This window comes from Pseudomonas sp. YY-1, assembly GCF_002843095.1.
GTDB classification, from domain to species: Bacteria; Pseudomonadota; Gammaproteobacteria; order Pseudomonadales; family Pseudomonadaceae; genus Aquipseudomonas; species Aquipseudomonas sediminis_A.
On sequence record NZ_PJLX01000009.1, the window covers coordinates 192,481 to 211,270 of the forward strand.

Annotated in this window: 17 protein-coding genes; 7 read left to right on the forward strand and 10 right to left on the reverse strand. The window is 61.4% G+C overall.

Annotated features, from left to right (window positions below; genetic code table 11):
* Positions 1–26: 26 nt before the first annotated feature.
* The 5 genes from CXP40_RS14765 to acnA all read right to left on the reverse strand — a co-directional run bounded on the left by CXP40_RS14765 (position 27) and on the right by acnA (position 6,533).
* Positions 27–263 (reverse strand): helix-hairpin-helix domain-containing protein, encoded by a 237-nt coding sequence (locus CXP40_RS14765; RefSeq protein WP_106734358.1) that lies wholly within the window; start codon positions 261–263, stop codon positions 27–29.
* Between the two features lie 85 nt (positions 264–348).
* A complete protein-coding gene (locus CXP40_RS14770) occupies positions 349–975 on the reverse strand; it encodes a hypothetical protein (protein ID WP_106734359.1) in 627 nt (208 codons plus the stop codon).
* A 268-nt stretch (positions 976–1,243) separates the two neighbouring features.
* Positions 1,244–1,753 carry a hypothetical protein gene (locus tag CXP40_RS14775; protein WP_106734360.1) on the reverse strand — a complete coding sequence of 170 codons (510 nt, stop codon included), beginning with the start codon at positions 1,751–1,753 and terminating at the stop codon, positions 1,244–1,246.
* 296 nt (positions 1,754–2,049) lie between these two features.
* A complete protein-coding gene (locus tag CXP40_RS14780) occupies positions 2,050–3,615 on the reverse strand; it encodes a PAS domain-containing methyl-accepting chemotaxis protein (protein WP_106734361.1) in 1,566 nt (521 codons plus the stop codon).
* Between the two features lie 176 nt (positions 3,616–3,791).
* Positions 3,792–6,533 carry an aconitate hydratase AcnA gene (gene acnA, locus CXP40_RS14785; protein WP_106734362.1) on the reverse strand — a complete coding sequence of 914 codons (2,742 nt, stop codon included), beginning with the start codon at positions 6,531–6,533 and terminating at the stop codon, positions 3,792–3,794.
* Positions 6,534–6,789: 256 nt separating this feature from the next.
* Here acnA and rlmM point away from each other — a divergent pair, with 256 nt between their 5' ends.
* A complete protein-coding gene (gene rlmM / locus CXP40_RS14790; protein ID WP_106734363.1) occupies positions 6,790–7,845 on the forward strand; it encodes a 23S rRNA (cytidine(2498)-2'-O)-methyltransferase RlmM in 1,056 nt (351 codons plus the stop codon).
* 68 nt (positions 7,846–7,913) lie between these two features.
* Complete coding sequence (gene tusA, locus CXP40_RS14795; protein ID WP_106734364.1) at positions 7,914–8,165, forward strand: sulfurtransferase TusA; 252 nt, start codon at positions 7,914–7,916, stop codon at positions 8,163–8,165.
* Positions 8,166–8,255: 90 nt separating this feature from the next.
* Here the strand turns inward: tusA and CXP40_RS14800 are convergent, their stop codons facing one another.
* Both CXP40_RS14800 and CXP40_RS14805 read right to left on the reverse strand, forming a co-directional pair.
* The gene (locus tag CXP40_RS14800) at positions 8,256–9,329 is read right to left on the reverse strand and encodes a DUF3080 domain-containing protein (RefSeq protein WP_106734365.1); all 1,074 of its coding nucleotides are present in this window, start codon (positions 9,327–9,329) and stop codon (positions 8,256–8,258) included.
* Positions 9,330–9,368: 39 nt separating this feature from the next.
* Complete coding sequence (locus tag CXP40_RS14805; RefSeq protein ID WP_106734366.1) at positions 9,369–10,742, reverse strand: MATE family efflux transporter; 1,374 nt, start codon at positions 10,740–10,742, stop codon at positions 9,369–9,371.
* Between the two features lie 150 nt (positions 10,743–10,892).
* Here CXP40_RS14805 and pdxB point away from each other — a divergent pair, with 150 nt between their 5' ends.
* From pdxB to CXP40_RS14820, 3 genes are all read left to right on the forward strand, one after another.
* On the forward strand, positions 10,893–12,023 hold the full coding sequence (gene pdxB / locus CXP40_RS14810) for a 4-phosphoerythronate dehydrogenase PdxB (protein ID WP_106734367.1): 1,131 nt from the start codon (positions 10,893–10,895) through the stop codon (positions 12,021–12,023).
* Positions 12,024–12,203: 180 nt separating this feature from the next.
* Complete coding sequence (locus CXP40_RS14815) at positions 12,204–12,689, forward strand: glutathione peroxidase (protein ID WP_106734368.1); 486 nt, start codon at positions 12,204–12,206, stop codon at positions 12,687–12,689.
* Positions 12,686–13,144: a MarR family winged helix-turn-helix transcriptional regulator gene (locus CXP40_RS14820; RefSeq protein WP_106734369.1), complete on the forward strand. Its 459-nt coding sequence runs from the start codon at positions 12,686–12,688 to the stop codon at positions 13,142–13,144. The genes CXP40_RS14815 and CXP40_RS14820 overlap by 4 nt, the downstream gene beginning before the upstream one ends.
* Here the strand turns inward: CXP40_RS14820 and CXP40_RS14825 are convergent.
* Positions 13,134–15,455: a response regulator gene (locus CXP40_RS14825; RefSeq protein WP_106734370.1), complete on the reverse strand. Its 2,322-nt coding sequence runs from the start codon at positions 15,453–15,455 to the stop codon at positions 13,134–13,136. The two genes, CXP40_RS14820 and CXP40_RS14825, sit on opposite strands and share 11 nt — an antisense overlap.
* A 110-nt stretch (positions 15,456–15,565) precedes the next feature.
* Here CXP40_RS14825 and CXP40_RS14830 point away from each other — a divergent pair, with 110 nt between their 5' ends.
* Positions 15,566–16,456: an ATP-binding protein gene (locus CXP40_RS14830; RefSeq protein ID WP_106734371.1), complete on the forward strand. Its 891-nt coding sequence runs from the start codon at positions 15,566–15,568 to the stop codon at positions 16,454–16,456.
* Positions 16,453–16,935, forward strand: coding sequence for a GAF domain-containing protein (locus CXP40_RS14835; RefSeq protein WP_106734372.1), 483 nt, complete (start codon positions 16,453–16,455; stop codon positions 16,933–16,935). The genes CXP40_RS14830 and CXP40_RS14835 overlap by 4 nt, the downstream gene beginning before the upstream one ends.
* 125 nt (positions 16,936–17,060) lie before the next feature.
* On the opposite strand, the gene CXP40_RS14840 is transcribed toward CXP40_RS14835, so the two are convergent.
* Positions 17,061–17,723 (reverse strand): glutathione S-transferase family protein, encoded by a 663-nt coding sequence (locus CXP40_RS14840; RefSeq protein ID WP_099523052.1) that lies wholly within the window; start codon positions 17,721–17,723, stop codon positions 17,061–17,063.
* Positions 17,724–17,770: 47 nt separating this feature from the next.
* Positions 17,771–18,538 (reverse strand): hypothetical protein, encoded by a 768-nt coding sequence (locus tag CXP40_RS14845; RefSeq protein ID WP_243699052.1) that lies wholly within the window; start codon positions 18,536–18,538, stop codon positions 17,771–17,773.
* Positions 18,539–18,790: the final 252 nt, after the last annotated feature.

Here is an 18,790-nt window from a genome sequence, read left to right on the forward strand (position 1 = left end):
ATTCCTTGGCGGTAAAAGAGAGGGCGTTACTGACGTGATTTGGCCAGATCGATGGCCGCCTGAATAGCTCCACGTGATTGCGGGCTGTTCTTCCAGCAGGTCGAGCCAAGCTGAGCGGCGACCGCGGTGACGATATCGCCGACGCTGGCATCGGCCAGTTCCTGAAGCGAGTTGATGCCGATCTGTTCAAGGCGCTGTACGACAGTCGGGCCTACGCCTTTAACGTTCAGAAGGGCTTGGTGTTCGTCGGGTGGGAATGGCATTGGGATTGTTACCAGCACTTAAGCTAAGGAACGGGCTTTAGCCCGTCTACAGTGAGTGGAAAGAACGGTTTGAATGCTGTAGTGCTTACGGCTCGTTGTTGTTGGTGACAGAGTGTTCAATTAGAACTTGCTCCATAGCTCTTTTTATATCAATGTCTGATGGGGATTTGAGTGTGAAGTAAAAGCTTATTGCACCAACCACAAAGCTAATAATTGTTATTATGTAGGCTCTGTTCGTTTGCTTCTTTGTTTTTTCTTGTTCTGACTTTAGTTCTGTGTATTTGTTTAAGGTTGATGTTATTGGTAGGAGGATGTGTTTGTCTGAGTCATCTTGCGATGATTCAATGATCTTGAGCAGTCTAGAAAGAGAGGGTTTTACTTCGTCAGGTAAATCGTCGAATGGCTCTTCTTTTTCGATTTCAATCACTAATTTCTTTAATGCTGAAAAAGAGGCGGCTTCGTCAATTTCGGCGTAAAGTCTATAAATTACGTCGCGGCTGTTTTTGGGTGATAGATCAAAGCCACGACCAATTAATGTAATGTCTTTTGCGGAAAGTAAAACTGATGATGAAAGCTTTTGCTTTATGTTTGTTTTCATGCTTTCCATATTCTTTCTTTTCTGAATTGTCATCCAGAAAATGAAAACTATAGCGCCAGCCATTACTGCAATGTAAAAGACAGCCAAGAATAAGTTGAGTACTTCCTTTGTCACACTGCACTCCTGAGATGCATAGCGATTGGTTAAGGAATGGGCTTTAACCCGTCCCAGTGAACGAAGTGAGCGATTTGAATGTTGTTATGTGTGAGCACATAGGCTGCTAATACTCGCTGTTTGCTTTTTAATGTCTGCCACCGGATTGAATGCGTGTGCTGCTAATTGCTGTTCGATAACTTCACGATTTTGTTGAAATAATGTACGTGCAAACTCAGGAACAATAGGGCTGTTCATGTATCGTACAATGTATTTCATTTTGTCTACATTACTTTGAGTCGGAATGCTTTGGCCATAGTTGTCGGCGATTAATCATTAGGTCAGTAGAGAACTCTAGACACAGAGTTAGGATGTCTTGCTTCGGAGCTTCAAGGCTAAAAAATTTCCCTTTGTTATCAATCCTTTCTATATTGCTCGCAATGTAATATTTGCCATCAGTGTAGGCGTTGATGATTTGCATGCCATCATGCGTTATGGCATTTCTGCACTCCTTGAAAAATGTAGAGTGCCTTACTTCTGAGAAGTATGACCAAGCAATTTTCTGGCTTGTAACTGTTTCTAAAGAGTCTTTCAGTGACTGAAAGGTGTTAACGAAAGCATTGAAGGTGAAGTTTATGTCTTCATTACTTGTGTTGACGGGGTTGATTCCGGCTAGGAAGTTATTATTGACTAGATTGCAAATGCTGATAATTTTTCTTAGGAAGTACTCATATTCTTCCAGTTTATTTTTTATGAAGCTGCCAACGACCATCTTATGGTGTATTTCTTGTTCAGTCATCCGTTGATACTCTTCACATAACTATACATAGACACCAAATGGTGCATAACCTGCGGGCTATTTTGGTGGATAACCTTCCTGGTCATTTTCAAGATCCTTCTCTAGCTCGCGGGAGGCAGCGAGGCGATGGGGTGATTGGGAGGTTATACACCATGTCGGATAACTGCTGGCAAGTGGCAATTACGTGAAAGCGGGGGCGGTTGGAAAGAGCGTAGGGAAGATCGCGAGCAAGCTCGCTCCTACAAAAAGCGGGGCGTGGAGGAGAAGGCGCAGCGGTGAGCCGCTGCGCCTTTTTTTCAGCGGTTGAAACGCTCGACCAGGGCGTATTGGCCCTGTGCGGTGTTGGTCAGGGCTTCGCTGAGTTTGGCGGTATCGTTGGCTTCGCCGGCGGTCTGGTCGGCCAGTTGGGCGATGGTGGTGATGTTCTGGTTGATCTCGTCGGCGACGGCGCTTTGCTCTTCCGCCGCCGCGGCGATCTGGTTGGCCATATCGGCGATATTGGCCACCGAGTCGCTGATGCCGGACAGCGCCTGATCGGCCTGCAGCACGCGCTCGACACCTTCGTCGGCCTGCTTGCGGCCGATTTCCATGGTCAGCACGGCCTCTTCGGCGGTGCGCTGCAGTTTGGCGATCAGCGCGTGGATCTGTTCGGTGGACTCGGCAGTGCGCTGGGCCAGCGAGCGCACCTCGTCAGCCACCACGGCAAAGCCGCGGCCCATTTCGCCGGCGCGAGCAGCTTCGATGGCGGCGTTGAGGGCGAGCAGGTTGGTCTGGTCGGCGATGCCTTTGATCACGTCGACCACGCCGCCAATCTCGCTGCTGTCCTGGGCCAGGCGGGTCACGGTCTCGCCGGTATCGCCTACCGATTGCGACAGGCGCTGGATGGCTTCGCGAGTTTCTGCGGCGATGGTGCGGCCTTCGCTGGTCAGGCGGTTGGCTTCCTGGGTGGCGATGGCGGTGCGGGCGACGTTGCTGGCCACTTCCAGGGTGGTGGCGGCCATTTCGTTGACGGCGGTAGCGACCTGCTCGGTCTCGCTGCGCTGGCGCTCGAGGCCAGCCGAGCTATTGTGCGCGAGCTTGTCGGCTTCACGCGCTTGCAGGGTCAGTTGCTCGGCGGTGTCCTGCAGGCGGGTGAGGCAGGTTTTCAGGCGCGCTTCCTGGCTGAGCATGGCCATTTCCAGGCGTGCTTCGGCGCCGCGGCTGTCGGTGTACATCTGCGCGATCAGCGGGTCGGAGGTGGTTTGCTCGGCAAGGCGCAGCAGGCGTTTGACGCCGCGCGTCTGCCAGGCGATGCCAGCCAGACCCAGCGGCACGGAGAGCACTGCAGCGAGGATGAAGCCCCAGTTGCTGCCCATCCAGTGGCCGATCATGAAGCCGATCTGGCTGACCAGGATGAAGGGCATCCACGCCTGGACGATGGGTAACCACTGGTTGCTGGCCGGAACGGCCGACTTGCCGGCGTTGATGCGGGCGTACAGCGTTTCGGCGCGGCGTACTTGCTCGGCGGTCGGTTTGACACGGACGGATTCGTAGCCGACGACCTGGTTGTTTTCGGTCACGGGCGTGACGTAGGCGTTGACCCAGTAGTGGTCGCCGTTCTTGCAGCGGTTCTTGACGATGCCCATCCACGGGCGGCCCTTCTTCAGGGTCGTCCACATGTGCTCGAACACGGCGGACGGCACGTCAGGGTGACGCACGATGTTGTGTGGCGCGCGCAGCAGTTCTTCGCGCGTGAAGCCGCTGACTTCGACGAAGGCGTCGTTGCAGTAGCTGATTTGTCCTTTGAGGTCGGTGGTGGATATCAGGCGTTGTTGTGCTGGAAAGGTGCGCTCACGCTGAGTGACCGGCTGGTTGTTACGCATGGCAGGTATCCGTCGTTGTAATACCCTGTCATCGGCCGGCGAGCGGCGAAGTTGAGGGCTGAATCAGTTTTGGCGAGTTTAATCGCTTTTTGAATGACGTCACATTTTTGTCACGGCATGAGCCGTCCTTGGCCCGACGGGGAGGCCCTGCCGCATGGCGCGGCAGGGCAGGTGCATCAGTTGGCGATCATCTGGCGCAGCACGTAGTGCAGGATGCCGCCAACCTTGAAGTACTCGACCTCGTTGAGGGTGTCGATGCGGCACAGCACTTCGACTTCCTCATGGGTGCCGTCTTCACGGGTGATGATCAGTGTCAGTGGCATCTGCGGGCGCAGTTCCACGCCTTCCAGACCTTCGATGGCCAATACTTCCTTGCCGGTCAGTTTCAGGCTGGTGCGGTCGGTACCGGGTTTGAACTGCAGCGGCAGCACGCCCATGCCCACCAGGTTGGAGCGGTGGATACGCTCGAAGCTTTCCGCGATTACCGCCTTGACCCCCAGCAGGTTGGTGCCCTTGGCCGCCCAGTCGCGGCTGGAGCCGGTGCCGTATTCCTTGCCAGCGATGATCAACAGCGGCGTGCCTTCGGCCTGATAGCGCATGGCGGCGTCGTAGATCGCCAGCTTTTCGCCGCTGGGGATGTGCAGGGTGTTGCCGCCTTCCTCGCCGCCGAGCATTTCGTTGCGGATGCGTATGTTGGCGAAGGTGCCGCGCATCATCACTTCATGGTTGCCGCGGCGCGAGCCGTAGGAGTTGAAGTCGGCCTTGTCTACTCCGTGCTCGCTCAGGTAGCGCCCAGCCGGGCTGTCGGCCTTGATATTGCCGGCCGGGGAGATGTGGTCGGTGGTCACCGAGTCGCCGAGCAGGGCGAGGATGCGCGCCTGGCGGATATCGGTGATACGTGGCGGGTCGCCAGCGATGTTCTCGAAGAACGGCGGGTGCTGGATATAAGTGGAGTCACCTTGCCAGGCGTAGGTATCGGCCTTGGGCACGGCGATGGCCTGCCACTTCTCGTCGCCAGCAAAGACTTCGGCGTATTCCTTGCGGAACATGGCGGTGTCGACCTGGGCGATGGCCTGGGTAATCTCGGCCTGGGTCGGCCAGATGTCCTTCAGATATACCGGTTGACCATCCTTGCCGGTGCCGAGGGCGTCGCGGGTCAGGTCGATGCGCACGCTGCCGGCCAGGGCGTAAGCCACCACCAGGGGTGGCGAGGCCAGCCAGTTGGTTTTCACCAGCGGGTGCACGCGGCCCTCGAAGTTGCGGTTGCCGGAGAGCACCGAGGCGACGGTGAGGTCGGCCTGGGTGATGGCTTTTTCGATGGGCTCGCGCAACGGGCCGGAGTTGCCGATGCAGGTGGTGCAGCCGTAGCCCACCAGGTCGAAGCCGAGTTTCTCCAGATAAGGCGTCAGGCCGGCAGCGTCGAAGTATTCGGTGACCACCTTGGAACCTGGGGCCAGCGAGCTCTTCACCCAAGGTTGGCGCTGCAGGCCTTTTTCCACGGCTTTCTTGGCCAGCAGGCCGGCAGCCATCATCACGCTGGGGTTGGAGGTGTTGGTGCAGGAGGTGATGGCGGCGATCACCACGGCGCCATCTTTCAGGCGATGGGTATGGCCGTCGTCTTCATAGTCGACTTCGCCGCTCTGCTTGTCGCCGCCAACTGCGGTACCGCCGCCGCCTTCGCTGAGCATGCGGCCTTCTTCTTTGGCCGCCGGTTTAAGCTGCAGGCCGACGAAATCGTCGAAGGCCTGGCTGACCTGGCCCAGGGAGACGCGATCCTGCGGGCGTTTCGGCCCGGCCAGGCTGGCCTCGACGCTGCCCATATCCAGGCTCAGGCTGTCGGTGAACAGCGGCTCGGCGCCCGGCTCGCGCCACAGGCCCTGGGCCTTGCTGTAGGCCTCGACCAGTTGCACGGTGGCGTCCGGGCGGCCGGACAGGCGCAGGTAGCCGAGGGTGATCTCGTCCACCGGGAAGAAGCCGCAGGTGGCGCCGTATTCCGGGGCCATATTGGCGATGGTGGCGCGGTCGGCCAGGGGTAGGTCGGCCAGACCGTCGCCGTAGAACTCGACGAATTTGCCCACCACGCCTTTCTTGCGCAGCATCTGGGTGACGGTGAGCACTAGGTCGGTGGCGGTGATGCCTTCTTTCAGCTTGCCGCTGAGCTTGAAGCCGATCACTTCGGGAATCAGCATCGACACCGGCTGGCCGAGCATGGCCGCTTCCGCCTCGATGCCGCCGACGCCCCAGCCGAGTACGCCGAGGCCGTTGATCATGGTGGTGTGCGAGTCGGTGCCGACCAGGGTGTCGGGGTAGGCGAGGGTGGCGCCGTCTTCTTCTTTGGTCCATACGGTGCGCGCCAGGTATTCGAGGTTGACCTGGTGGCAGATGCCGGTGCCCGGCGGCACCACGCTGAAGTTGTCAAAGGCGTGCTGGCCCCAGCGCAGGAAGGCGTAGCGCTCGCCGTTGCGCTGCATTTCCAGTTCGACGTTGTCGTGGAAGGCGCTGGAGGAGGCATAGCGGTCGACCATCACCGAGTGGTCGATGACCAGGTCCACCGGCGACAGCGGGTTGATCCGCTGCGGATCGCCGCCGGCCTTGGCCATGGCGTCGCGCATGGCGGCCAGGTCGACCACCGCCGGCACGCCGGTGAAGTCCTGCATCAATACGCGCGCCGGGCGGTACTGGATCTCGCGGTCGGAGGCGCGCTGGTCGAGCCAGTCGACCATGGCTTGCAGATCCTGCGGCTGCACGGTCTGGCCGTCTTCGTTGCGCAGCAGGTTCTCCAGCAGGACCTTGAGCGATTTGGGCAGGCGGTCGATGTTGCCGAGGCGTTGGGCAGCCTCGGGCAGGCTGAAATAGCGGTAAGTGGCGTCGCCGACTTTCAGTTCGCGGCGGCAGTTCAGGCTATCGAGGGAGGGCATTGCACATCTCCTTGGGCCCGCACGGTTCGGGCTGTGTCTGATGGCGGCAGACCTTCAAGCTAGTTCGGCTTGAGCGGTCTGGCTAGCGCATATCCTTAATCGGTTGCTATGTGCTGTCCGGTCTGCATGGCCGGATTTCATCGAAACACGATGGCTGGCGGCTTCATATATGTAGGCAGCACATGTATAGCTGGACAGGTTTAGCGGCTCTGGGTTCCGGTCTCGGGTATCATGCGCGCCTCGAGGAGAGCCTTTGATGAATACCCTGTTTCTGCATTGCCGCCCCGGTTTCGAAGGGGAGGTTTGCGCCGAGATCACCGACCTTGCTGCACGCCTGGATGTACCAGGCTACTCCAAGACCAAGCCCGGCAGCGCGTGCGCCGAGTTCGTCTGCAGCGAGGCGGCCGATTGCGAACGGCTGATGCGCAGCGTGCGTTTCAATCAGCTGATTTTCCCGCGGCAATGGGCGCGCGGGGCCTATGTCAGCCTGCCGGAAAGCGACCGTATCAGCGTGTTGCTGGAGGCGCTGGCTGATTACCCGGTGTGCGGCAGCCTGTGGCTGGAAGTGGTGGATACCAACGACGGCAAGGAACTCTCGACCTTCTGCAAGAAGTTCGAGGCGCCGCTGCGCAAGGCGCTGCTCAAGGCCGGCAAACTGGTGGACGATGCCAGGAAGCCGCGCCTGCTGCTGACCTTCAAGAGCGGCCGTGAGGTGTTCGCCGGCATCGCCGAGGCGGACAACCAGGCGATGTGGCCGATGGGCATTCCGCGCCTGAAGTTTCCGCGCGAGGCGCCGAGCCGCTCCACGCTCAAGCTGGAGGAAGCCTGGCACCATTTCATCCCGCGCGAGCAGTGGGATCAGCGCCTGGCGCCCGGCATGACCGCAGTTGACCTGGGCGCCGCACCGGGCGGCTGGACCTGGCAACTGGTCAATCGGGAAATCCGCGTCACCGCCGTGGACAACGGGCCGATGGCCGAAAGCCTGATGTACTCCGGTTTTGTCGTGCATCAGCGCGCTGATGGTTTCACCTTCCGACCACGGCATCCGGTGCACTGGATGGTCTGCGATATCGTCGAGAAACCGGCGCGCACGGCGGCGATGATCGAAACCTGGCTGGGCGAGGGGCTGTGCCGCGAGGCGGTGGTCAACCTCAAGTTGCCGATGAAGCAGCGCTACGCCGAAGTGCGGCGCCTGCTCGATCGCATCGAATCGGGGCTGGTCGAGCGCGGTCTGAAGGTCAGCATCGGCTGCAAGCAGCTGTATCACGACCGTGAGGAAGTGACCTGCCACCTGCGTCGGCATGGCAAGTGATGGTCTGCGCGCAGGTGACCTGAAGGTCAGCTTTGCGCGACAATGCGCGCCTGTTTGTGGAGCCCCTTATGTCCGAAGTCCTGACCCTCAACCACGATGACCTGCTCGACGCCAGCGGCCTGAATTGCCCTGAGCCGGTGATGATGCTGCACAACAAGGTGCGCGACCTGTCGCCGGGCGGTCTGCTCAAGGTGATCGCCACCGATCCCTCTACCCGCCGTGATATTCCCAAGTTCTGCGTGTTTCTCGGTCACGAGCTGCTCGGTCAGGCCGAAGAGGACGGCACCTACCTGTACTGGATTCGCAAGAAGGCCGACTAGGTGACGCATGTCGCATGTAGGGTGCACCGTGCGCACCGGTGATGTGTCTTGAACCGTGTTATCTCTGGTTGTTGGTGCGCGCGGCGCACCCTACGGTTCTGCGTCGTTTTCAGCGTTGTTCCAACCTGCTTGTCCCGGCGCCAGACCGCAGCTGTTTAGCAAAGCCTGCCAGGCTTTGACGTGACGCGCCGTCGCGGCGCGGAAATCCTGCCATAACGAATCCTGCTCGCCGGCCAGCCGCTGCAGGTGCTCGCGGGTGGCGGCAGGAATGCTGTCGATGCGCTGCAATTGCAGCAGCGCCGCCTGCCACTGCCGGCCGCGCTGGTCGACCTGTGCCAGATAGGGCTGCAGGCCGCCGGCGTAGAACTTGACGAAGATGTTCTGCAGGATGCGTCCGCGTGGTGTCGCCTGGCCCAGTGGACAGATCGGGCGACTCTGCTGGCGTTGCTCCAGCAGTTCGCTGCCAGCGTCGAGGTTTTGGCGCAGGCTGGCCAGGCTGGTAATCAACTGACCGCCCTGTTCGCTGGCATAGAGGGCGAAGAACAGCGGCTCCAGCTCGTCGGCATTCGGTGGCAGCTGTGCAGGCAGCGCGGCGCCGATGCTGGCCAGTCGCTGCAATGCGTCCAGTGCGGCGCTGTCTTCCAGCGTGTTCACCGGCAAGGCCTTATCGGCGAAACGCAGGTAGTTCTCGAATTCCGGGCTGCCGTTCAGCGCATTCCAGAATACTGCGGGCAGTTGCTGGCGCTTGTCGCTGGCCAGGCGCTGCAGCGTGGCCTTCAGGCTGGAGTCTTCCTGCAGATGGGGCAGGCAGGCATCGATGGCGCGCAGCAGATCACCTTCGTAGCCCAGGCGCTGGCTGGGCATCAGTTGCTTGCCCAGGCTGCTGTTACGCTGGCTGATCAGTTGTTGCAGGTGCGGGCAGCGCCGTGCATCGATCACCAGATCGAGCAGGCCGATACGCAACTCGGGAATCTCGCTAAGCCGCTCACGCCGGGCCGGTAGGCGGTACCGGCTGACACTGCGATTGTCGAAGGCGTTGACGTCAGCAGCATCGAGTGAGCGTTGCAGGCGTTGCAGGTAATCGCTCTGCAGGGCCAGGCCGTCGTTGGCCGGGCCGCATGCAGCGAGCAGAAGTAGGCAGAGGAGCAGGGCTGGTCGAATCATGCGCTCAGTCTAGAACTGATCTCCTGCCTATCCAATGACTCAGGCGGCCCGGCGAATGCGCTTGCGTGCGCTGCGCGCCAGGCGCACGGTGAGCATCGCCGCGGCGCAGGTCAGACCTACTACCAGACCCTGCCACAGACCGCTGGGGCCACTCGGTTCGCCAAACAGGTCGGACAGCCCCAGCGCATACCCCACCGGCAGGCCGATTCCCCAGTAGGCGAACAGGGTCAGCAGCATGGTGATGCGTGTGTCCTGGTAGCCACGTAGTGCGCCGGCCGCGGTCACCTGAATGGCATCGGAGAACTGGAACAGCGCCGCATAGACAATCAGCGTTGCCGCCACCGTGATCACCGTTTTGTCCGGCGTGTAGATCTGCGCGATCTGTTCGCGCAGCAGGAACATCAGGCTGGCCGATATGCAGGCATAGCCCAGTGCTGCCGCCATGCTCACCCCGGCGGCGAAGCGCGCCTCACGTGGCTGACCACGCCCCAGCGCTTGGCCGACGCGTACGGTGGCGGCCATGGCCAAGGAGTAAGGGATCATGAACACCATGGAGCTGAAGTTGAGCGCGATCTGGTGACCGGCCACCACGGTGGCGCCAAGCCCGCCGATCAGCAGAGCGATCACTGCGAAGATGCTCGACTCGGCGAACACCGCGATGCCGATCGGGACGCCAATGCTCAGCAGGCGTTTGATCACCGTCCACTGCGGCCATTCGAAGTGGGTGAACAGCGCGCTGCTGCGGTAGTAGGGCGCCCACTTCACCCAGATCAGCATGCCGATCAGCATGAAGCCCATCACCAGCGCGGTTGCCCAGCCGCAGCCAACGCCACCCATGGCCGGCAGGCCGAACTTGCCGTAGATGAAGATGTAGTTGGCCGGGATGTTCAGCAGCAGGCCGATAATGCCCAGCACCATGGCCGGGCGGGTGTGACCAAGGCCGTCGCTGAAACAGCGCAGCACGTGATACGGCGCCACTGCCGGAAAGCCGCAGGCCACGGCGCGCAGATAACCCACGGCCGGAGTGATCAGCTCCGGGTCGATGTTCATCGTGCGCAGGATGAACTCGGCGTTCCACAGCAGGGCCGCGGCGCTGCCGCCGACGACCAGCGCCAGCCAGAGCGCCTGACGCACCAGCAGGCCGATGTCGGCCTCTTGGCCAGCGCCGAAGCGTTGCGCCACCTTGGGCGTGGTCGCCAGCAGGATGCCGGTCATCAGCAGGAATACCGGTACCCAGATCGAGTTGCCCAGTGCCACGGCCGCCAGGTCCTGCGGGCTGACGCGCCCGGCCATCAGCGTGTCGACGAAACCCATGGCGGTGTGTGCCAGCTGGGCGATGATGATGGGCGTGGCCAGGAGCAGGAGGCTGCGCAGTTCCGTGCGCACGCGGCCAAGGCGGCTGTCGGTGGACATTTCGACTCTTCGGGATAACAGGAAACCGCGTAGTCTACGCCTTGACGTAGCGGTCAGGAAAGTTCGATTTGCCCCTCTGTCTGGCGGCCTGTGGGGCGACGCTAAGGTGTCGGCTGACTTAGAATGGCGGCCTGCCTGATGGAGCCTGCCATGCACATAGTCGCCGACGAAAACATTCCCCTGCTCGATGAGTTCTTCGCCGCGTTCGGCAGCATCCGTCGCCTGTCGGGGCGCGGCATCACAGCGACCGATGTGCGTGATGCCGACCTGCTGCTGGTGCGCTCGGTGACCCAGGTGAATAGCGCCTTGCTCGAAGGCAGCCGAGTGCGCTTCGTCGGCACCTGCACCATCGGCACCGACCATCTGGATCTCGATTACTTCGCCGAGGCTGGAATCGCCTGGAGCAGTGCGCCTGGTTGCAACGCCCGTGGCGTGGTGGATTACGTGCTGGGCAGTGTGCTGACTCTGGCCGAGCGCGAGGGCGTCGACCCGGCGGCGCGGATTTATGGCGTGGTCGGGGCGGGGCAGGTTGGCGGGCGTCTAGTCGATCTGTTGCGTGGTCTCGGTTGGCAGGTGCGGGTGTGTGACCCGCCGCGCCAGGCTGCCGAGGGCGGCGACTTCGTCAGCCTGGAGCAGATCATCGACGAGTGCGATGTGATCAGCATGCACACGCCGCTGGACGCTTCGACGCGGCATCTGTTCGGTGCGACTCGCCTGGCGGCATTGAAGCCAGGAACCTGGTTGATCAACGCCAGTCGTGGTGCCGTGGTCGATAACGCCGCGCTACGCAGCTTGCTGCCGCAGCGGCCTGACCTGAAGGCGGTACTGGACGTGTGGGAGGGCGAGCCGCAGGCCGATGTTGAGTTGGCCGCCCTGTGCCAATTAGCGACGCCACATATTGCCGGCTACAGCCTGGACGGCAAGCTGCGCGGCACAGCGCAGATCTACCAGGCCTGCTGCCGAGCGTTGGGCGTGGCTGAGCAGGTGAGTCTGGCCGATCTGCTGCCGGCGCCCTGGTTGAGCGAGTTGAGTATCGATAGCAGCGCCGATCCGGCCTGGGCGCTGGCCAGTATTTGCCGCTCGGTCTACGACCCACGCCGCGACGATGCGGATTTTCGCCGTAGTCTGGTCGGCGATGCCGATGCCCGTCGCGCCGGCTTCGACCGCCTGCGCAAGCATTACCCCATGCGCCGCGAAATCGATGGTCTGCATGTGCGCATCCAGGGTGACTCATTACCACTGGCTGCGCTGGTGCGAGCCTTGGGCGCGACCCTTGTGTAGGGTGCGCTGTGCGCACCGGCTGATATCGCAGAGCCCCGAGGTGCGCACAGCCTAGGTGGCCCCGCGACACCCTACGATAAGGCGCTATCCATGCGCCTTATTTTGCATTTATTAAATTGCATGCAATTTAATTGCTCGCTACCTTGTTCGTCACTTTCAGCCCATTCAGGACGATTCCTCATGAGCAACGCGCTTTTCGATATCCCGGTCACCACCATCAAGGGCGAGCAGAAGACCCTGGCTGACTTCGGCGGCAAAGCCGTGCTGGTGGTCAACACCGCCAGCAAGTGCGGCTTCACCCCGCAGTACAAGGGCCTGGAAAACGTCTGGCAGCAATACAAGGACAAGGGCCTGGTGGTGCTCGGTTTCCCCTGCAATCAGTTCGGCAAGCAGGAGCCGGGCGACGAGGGCGCCATCTCGGAATTCTGCGAGCTGAACTTCGGCGTCAGCTTCCCGCTGTTCAAGAAAGTCGACGTCAATGGCAGCGATGCTCACCCGTTGTTCGTGCAGTTGAAGAAGCGCGCACCGGGGCTGCTGGGCAGTCAGGGCATCAAGTGGAATTTCACCAAGTTCCTGATTGGCGAGGATGGCCAGGTGGTCATGCGTTTCGCCCCGACCACCAAGCCCGAAGAGCTGAGCAGCGAGATCGAAGCTCTGCTCAAATGAGTGCTTTCGATACCGCTGGGCTGCAGTTGGACAACCAGCTGTGCTTCAAGCTCTACGCCGCTTCACGCGCGGTGATCCGCGCCTACAAGCCGATGCTCGACGGCCTCGGCCTGACCTACCCGCAATATCTGGTGATGCTGGTGCTGTGGGAGTGGCAGGAGCGGGCGCCTGAGCAGCCGACGCTCAAGGCACTCGGGCAACGCCTGCAACTGGACTCCGGGACCCTGACGCCGCTGCTCAAGCGTCTGGAGCAGATGGGGCTGGTGCAGCGCCGTCGCGCGCAGGTGGACGAACGCGAGGTGCATCTGGCCTTGAGCGATGCTGGTAGGGCGCTCCAGGCGCAGGTCTTGCCGCTGAAGGCGCAGCTGCTCTGCCAGTTCGATGATCAGGACCTGCTGGAGATGGAAGGGCTGCGCCGCAGTCTGGATCGCCTGTTGGCCAGGCTCAGCGAGTGAGGTCGGCGGGCAGCCAAGTATCCAGAATGGCTGCCAGTTCCTCGCGGCGGAAGGGTTTGGCCAGGTAGTCGTTCATGCCGGCGGCGCGGCAGCGTTCGCGTTCGTCGGACAGCGCATTGGCGGTCAGGGCGACAATGGGCAACTTCGGCCAGCGCCCGTTGCTGCGAATGCGCCGGCTGGCCTCGTAGCCATCCATCACCGGCATATTGCAGTCCATCAGGATCAGGTCGACAGGTTCCTGCTCCAGAACCTCCAGCGCTTCACCACCATGGCCGGCTACCAGCACCTGATAGCCGAGCTTGCCCAGCATGCCCTTGGCGACCATCTGGTTGACCGGGTTGTCCTCGACCAGCAGTACGCGTGCACTGCTTTCCCGCACAGGCTGCGCCTGGGCACTGCTGTGAACGTCGCCGTCGTCGCTGTGCAGGACGTGCCGCAGCTCCTGTAGCAGGCCATTGCGCGACACTGGGCGGGCGATCTGCAGCAGCGGCATAAGGCGTTGTGCCTGCTCATGCGGCAGGAAGTTGCCGTAGGCGGTGACCAGCAACACCGGTGTGCTTATCGCCGGACGAATGCCGAACAGGCATTCCGGGCAATCGCTGATCAGCAGGTCGGCCTCCACGCCGTGCAGGTTGGCATCGGTATCCAGGCGCTGATAACTCAGGCCCCAGGCGGGCAGCCACTGGCTGAGCATCTGTTGCAGGCCGCTGCTGGTCGGGGTCAGCGCGACGATGCGGCCCTCCAGCGCCGGTTGTGAGCTGGCTTGCACATGGGTAGGCAGCGGTAGCTCGGCGCAGAACTCACTGCCGAAGCCTTCTTTCGATTGCAGGCTCAGCTTGCCGTGCATTGCCTCGCACAGGCGGCGCGTCAGTGCCAGGCCGAGGCCGGTGCCGCCGTACTCACGGGTGATGCCCACTTCGGCCTGGGCGAAGGGCTGGAAGATACGTGCCTGGGCGTCTTCGGCGATGCCGATGCCGGTATCGCGTACGCGAATGCTGATGCCGTCCATAGCGCAGGCGACGATCAGGTCGACGCGACCGAAGCGGGTGAATTTGAGCGCATTGGACAGCAGGTTACTGACGATCTGGCGCACCCGCGTCGGATCGCCCAGCACCTGCGCCGGCAGTGCCGGATCGATCAGGCAGGTCAGCTCCACGGCGCTGGTGGCGTTCTGCGACAGCAAGCTGGCGGTTTCTTCGGCCAAGGCGCCGAGGTCGAAGGGGATTTCCTCCAGCTCCAGCTGGCCAGCTTCGAATTTGGACAGGTCGAGAATGTCGTTGAGCAGCTCCACCAACACCTTGCCGGAATCGTGTGCGATACCCAGCTGTTGACGCTGCTCGGCGCTGAGTGGGCCGTCCAGGGCCAGGGCGAGCATGCCCAGCAGGCCGTTGAGCGGGGTGCGGATCTCATGGCTCATGTTGGCCAGGAAGGCGGAGCGCGCCTGCGCCATGTTCAGGGCGGTGGTGCGCGCCGTTTCCAGCTCGGCGTTGGACTGGCTGAGGCGCACGTTAGTCGCCTTGAGTTCGGCGGTACGGGCCGAGACGATGTTTTCCAGTTCACTCAGGTACTGGGTCAGGCGATCCTCGGCGTTGCGCCGTTGCTCGATCTCCAGCGCGATGTTCGACAACTGGCGGTTGGTGACCTCGACCAGGGTGCCGATCTCGTCGTGCTCATGGCCTTTGGGGCAGGGCACGGGGCGATGCTGCGGGTCCTGCGGGTTGCGTTCGCTGAGGGCGCGAATCACCCCGGTCAGGGGTTTGGTCAGCATGAAATAGAACAGCACCAGCAGGATCAGCGACAGCAGCAGGCTGCGCGCGAACCCGGTGAGCAAGGTCAGCATCGAGCGTTTCAGGAAGTGGCTGCCGAAGGCGTAGGTGTCGACCTCCAGGCGCAGAAAACCGAGGGCCTCGTCGGGGGCGTGGCTGACGTGGAGCGGGTCCTGGAACTGCCGTTGGGCGCCGAACAGGCTGTCGCTCAATACCCGATAACGGCTTTCGCTGCGTGGACGGCTGACGCTGGCCAGAACCAGGCCGCTGTTGTCGATCAGTTCCGCGCGGGTCACCGCAGGGGAGCGCAGCAGGCCGAGAACCAGCTCCTGGGCCAGTTCGGCGTCGATGTTGTAGGCGATGCGGGCGGCGGGGTTGTGGCTGATTTCCAGCAGCGCGCGAATCTCGCGGTTGATGGAGGCCTCTTCGCTGGCATAATCGACCGCCACTTGGGTGACGCTGAGCAGCGTACCAAGGATAAACGCCACCAGGACGGTCAGACCGGCCTGTTTGAACGACAGACGATTGGTGAGCGATATATCCATGAATGCGTGCGTCGTCTCTGATCCTTGGGCGCTTGCCAAGCATAGCTGATAGCGACCCTGTACCGGCAGAGCCTGCAACGTGCGGTTCTGCGCAAAAGGAGTAGTAGATCGTGGATTCCCGATTGCTGGATTTTCTCGCCCGCGCCGAACAGGTGCTGGAGCGCATCGAGCCCCTGCTGCCTGCACTGCGTCCGGAAGTGGACTGGAGCCAGTGCGTGGCGGCGCGCTGGGTGCGTGATGGGCGCAGTGGCTACCTGCTGCCGCTGGATGTCAGTCTTGATCTGTCGCTGAGCGACCTGCTGGGCGTGGACGTCCAGCGCGAGCAACTGGCGCGTAATACCCGCCAGTTCGTCAGCGGCATGCCGGCCAATCACGCCTTGCTCTGGGGCGCGCGCGGCACCGGTAAATCATCGCTGGTGCGTGCCTTGCTCGCCGAGCACGCCAAGGCCGGTCTGCGCCTGATCGAGATCGAACGCGATCACCTGGCCGATCTGCCGCGCGTGGTCGAGTTGCTGGCCGGTCTGCCGCAACGTTTCGTGCTGTTCTGCGATGACCTGTCGTTCGAGGCGGGTGAGGGCGACTACCGTGTGCTCAAGAGCGTGCTCGACGGCTCGCTGGAGCAGGCGCCGGACAACGTGCTGCTGTACGCCACGTCCAACCGTCGCCATCTGGTGCCCGAGCATCAGAGTGACAACGAGAACTGGAAGAGGGTCGACGGCGAGCTACATCCCAACGAGGCAGTGGAGGACAAGATCGCGCTGTCCGACCGTTTTGGCCTGTGGCTGTCGTTCTATCCCTTCACTCAGGATCACTTCCTGATCGTCGTGCGCCACTGGGTGGATGTGCAGGCGCGTCAGGTCGGGCTGAACTGGAGCTGGGACGAGGCGCTGGAAAAGGCCGCCATCCGCTGGGCGCTGGGTCGTGGTAACCGTAATGGCCGCTGCGCTTATCAATTCGCCCGCCACTGGGTCGGGCTGCAACTGCTGGAGCAACAGGCATGATCGATCTTTCCCAGACGGGTGACGGCCTCAATGGCTATCCGCTGCTGACTGCGCAGTTGCAGGCGCTGTTATCCGGTGAGCGTGATTTCATTGCCAATGCCGCGCAGTTTTCCGCCTTCCTGTTTCACGAGCTGGCCGACCTGAACTGGGCTGGCTTCTATCTGGTCAAGGATGGCGAACTGGTGCTTGGCCCGTTCCAAGGCAAGGTGGCCTGCGTGCGCATCGCCTTCGGTCGTGGTGTCTGCGGCGCAGCGGCGGCCAGCCTGCAAACCCAGCGAGTCGAGGATGTGCATGCTTTCCCGGGGCACATTGCCTGCGATAGTGCATCGAACAGCGAACTGGTGGTGCCCTTGGTCAAGGACGGCCGCCTGATTAGCGTGCTGGATCTGGACAGTCCGTCGGTAGGGCGTTTCACCGAGGTGGATCAGACCGGCATCGAAGCGCTGGCAGCGGTATTCCTGGCGGCCAGCGACTGCTGAATACGCTTCGGCGATGCGGCGGTTTGAGCTCGATCCGGTAGGGTGCGCCGCGCGCACCGCAGGCCTGAGACGTCGCCGAAGCTGGTTTCGCAATCGGTGCGCACGGCACACCCTACGAAGCAGGCTCAGCGCTTGGCGCCGATCTTCTCCAGCGTACGCAGTTCACGCGGCAGCAGTTGCTGTGTGGATGCACGGTTCTTGATGCGCTCGTAGTGCGCCATCAGGTTCGGCCAGCGGCCGGCATCCAGGGTTTCCCCGCCATGCTCCATGTTGATCAGCTGGCTGGCCAGCGCCAGGTCGGCCATGGACAGCTGCTCACCGAGGAAATAGGGCGCATCACCCAGCGTGGTCTCGAAGTAGTCGAAGTGGTTGGGCAGTTTGTCCCTGAGCGTCTGCTGCACCTTTTCCTCGTCGCAGGGCTGACCCATGGTGGCTTTCAGCACGCGGTTGCGGAACACGGTGAAGGTGCACAGTGGCGCCAGCTCGTAATCGGCGTATTTTTCCAGCCAGCGCACCTTGGCGCGTTGCTCGGCATCGGCGCCATACAGCGGTGTGTGCTCGGGGTAGCGTTCTTCCAGGTACTGGCAAATGACGCTGGAGTCAGCCAGCTTGAGGTCGCCGTCGCGAAAGGCGGGAATTCGGCCTAGCGGGTTGAGTTCGCGAAACCAATCGGGCTGGCCGAAGGGCATGACCACTTCGAGCTCGTAATCCAGGCCCTTTTCGATCAGGCACAGGCAGAGCTTGCGGACGAAGGGGGACAGCGGAGCTCCATATACAGTCAGACTCATTGCGACTCCTAGCGGCGGTCAGTGTGCTCGAGTGAGCGTGGCGATCCTCAGTCGTAGATGTTCTTCTTCTTCCAGTCGTCGCCTTCCAGATCTTTCAGACCTTCGGTCAACTGGCTCGGTTCTTCTGCTGTTGGAGCATTGTTGTTGAGCACCATGGCATTGGCACGTGCCAACTGCTCCTCGAATCGTTTGAGCTGCGCCTGGTAGGGCGCGGGATCTGGCTGCTTGCGCAGGTACTGCACGCCACGCTCGAAGGCCAGGCGGGCCTGGCCGGGTTGTTTCTGCTGCATGGCCGCCTGGCCCAGGGTGCTGAAGAACTCGATATGCACCAGCACCAGCATCTGCCGAATCTGCTTGAGCCAATGCTTGCCGTCGCCCGCGGGTAGCAGGCCGGCCTGAACCGAACCGGTGATCAGGGCATGCAGATTTTCCAGCAGGAAACGCACGTCCTTGGCTTTGGCTTCGTTGGCGATGGGTTGAGGAGGGTTCTTCACGGCAATGGATTCGCCCTGAGCGACCTGCGCCTTAAGCGTGTCGATATCGCTCCGAAGGGTAGTGTTCTGTTTCTCCAGTGGCAGTAAGCGTTCGCTGGCCTGCAACTGTAACTGGCTCAGCAGTAGCTTCAGCTGCGGCGTCATCAATTGGCCAGGTATACGCTCGGAGATGTCCTGACAGCGACGAATTCGGTCGAGTAGGTCGGCGCGCTGGCGCGCTTTCTCCAGCTTGCTGTTCTCGACGGCGTGGTTGATGTAGGCAATCACCATCAACAGGGCGATGCCGCCGACGATCAGCATGGTTATCACGAGTGCGGACACTGCTTGGGACCTCTCGAGAATCGACTTTTCGACCGAGTGTAGTGGCTTGGTCGCATGGCTCCTAGTGGCATATCGATTTCTGGGCTGAAGTCTTTGATTTTAAAAATTTTTTAGAGAGTGGTTGACGACCTTTAAAAGCCTCCATAGAATGCGCGCCACTTCCAGCGCAAAGCCCAAAGCGAAGCGAAGGAAGCCGGAAAGTTGCTTGATGTTCCGGGGTGTGTCCCCTTCGTCTAGTGGCCTAGGACACCG

Excerpts from the sequence above, each read along its gene's own strand:
- CXP40_RS14805 (WP_106734366.1), bottom strand. The coding sequence starts at position 10,742 with ATGTCCACCGACAGCCGCCTTGGCCGCGTGCGCACGGAACTGCGCAGC.
- CXP40_RS14840 (WP_099523052.1), bottom strand. The coding sequence starts at position 17,723 with ATGAGTCTGACTGTATATGGAGCTCCGCTGTCCCCCTTCGTCCGCAAG.
- CXP40_RS14775 (WP_106734360.1), bottom strand. The coding sequence starts at position 1,753 with ATGACTGAACAAGAAATACACCATAAGATGGTCGTTGGCAGCTTCATA.
- pdxB (WP_106734367.1), top strand. The coding sequence starts at position 10,893 with ATGCACATAGTCGCCGACGAAAACATTCCCCTGCTCGATGAGTTCTTC.
- CXP40_RS14820 (WP_106734369.1), top strand. The coding sequence starts at position 12,686 with ATGAGTGCTTTCGATACCGCTGGGCTGCAGTTGGACAACCAGCTGTGC.
- rlmM (WP_106734363.1), top strand. The coding sequence starts at position 6,790 with ATGAATACCCTGTTTCTGCATTGCCGCCCCGGTTTCGAAGGGGAGGTT.
- CXP40_RS14815 (WP_106734368.1), top strand. The coding sequence starts at position 12,204 with ATGAGCAACGCGCTTTTCGATATCCCGGTCACCACCATCAAGGGCGAG.
- CXP40_RS14780 (WP_106734361.1), bottom strand. The coding sequence starts at position 3,615 with ATGCGTAACAACCAGCCGGTCACTCAGCGTGAGCGCACCTTTCCAGCA.
- tusA (WP_106734364.1), top strand. The coding sequence starts at position 7,914 with ATGTCCGAAGTCCTGACCCTCAACCACGATGACCTGCTCGACGCCAGC.
- CXP40_RS14825 (WP_106734370.1), bottom strand. The coding sequence starts at position 15,455 with ATGGATATATCGCTCACCAATCGTCTGTCGTTCAAACAGGCCGGTCTG.
- CXP40_RS14800 (WP_106734365.1), bottom strand. The coding sequence starts at position 9,329 with ATGATTCGACCAGCCCTGCTCCTCTGCCTACTTCTGCTCGCTGCATGC.
- CXP40_RS14765 (WP_106734358.1), bottom strand. The coding sequence starts at position 263 with ATGCCATTCCCACCCGACGAACACCAAGCCCTTCTGAACGTTAAAGGC.
- acnA (WP_106734362.1), bottom strand. The coding sequence starts at position 6,533 with ATGCCCTCCCTCGATAGCCTGAACTGCCGCCGCGAACTGAAAGTCGGC.
- CXP40_RS14835 (WP_106734372.1), top strand. The coding sequence starts at position 16,453 with ATGATCGATCTTTCCCAGACGGGTGACGGCCTCAATGGCTATCCGCTG.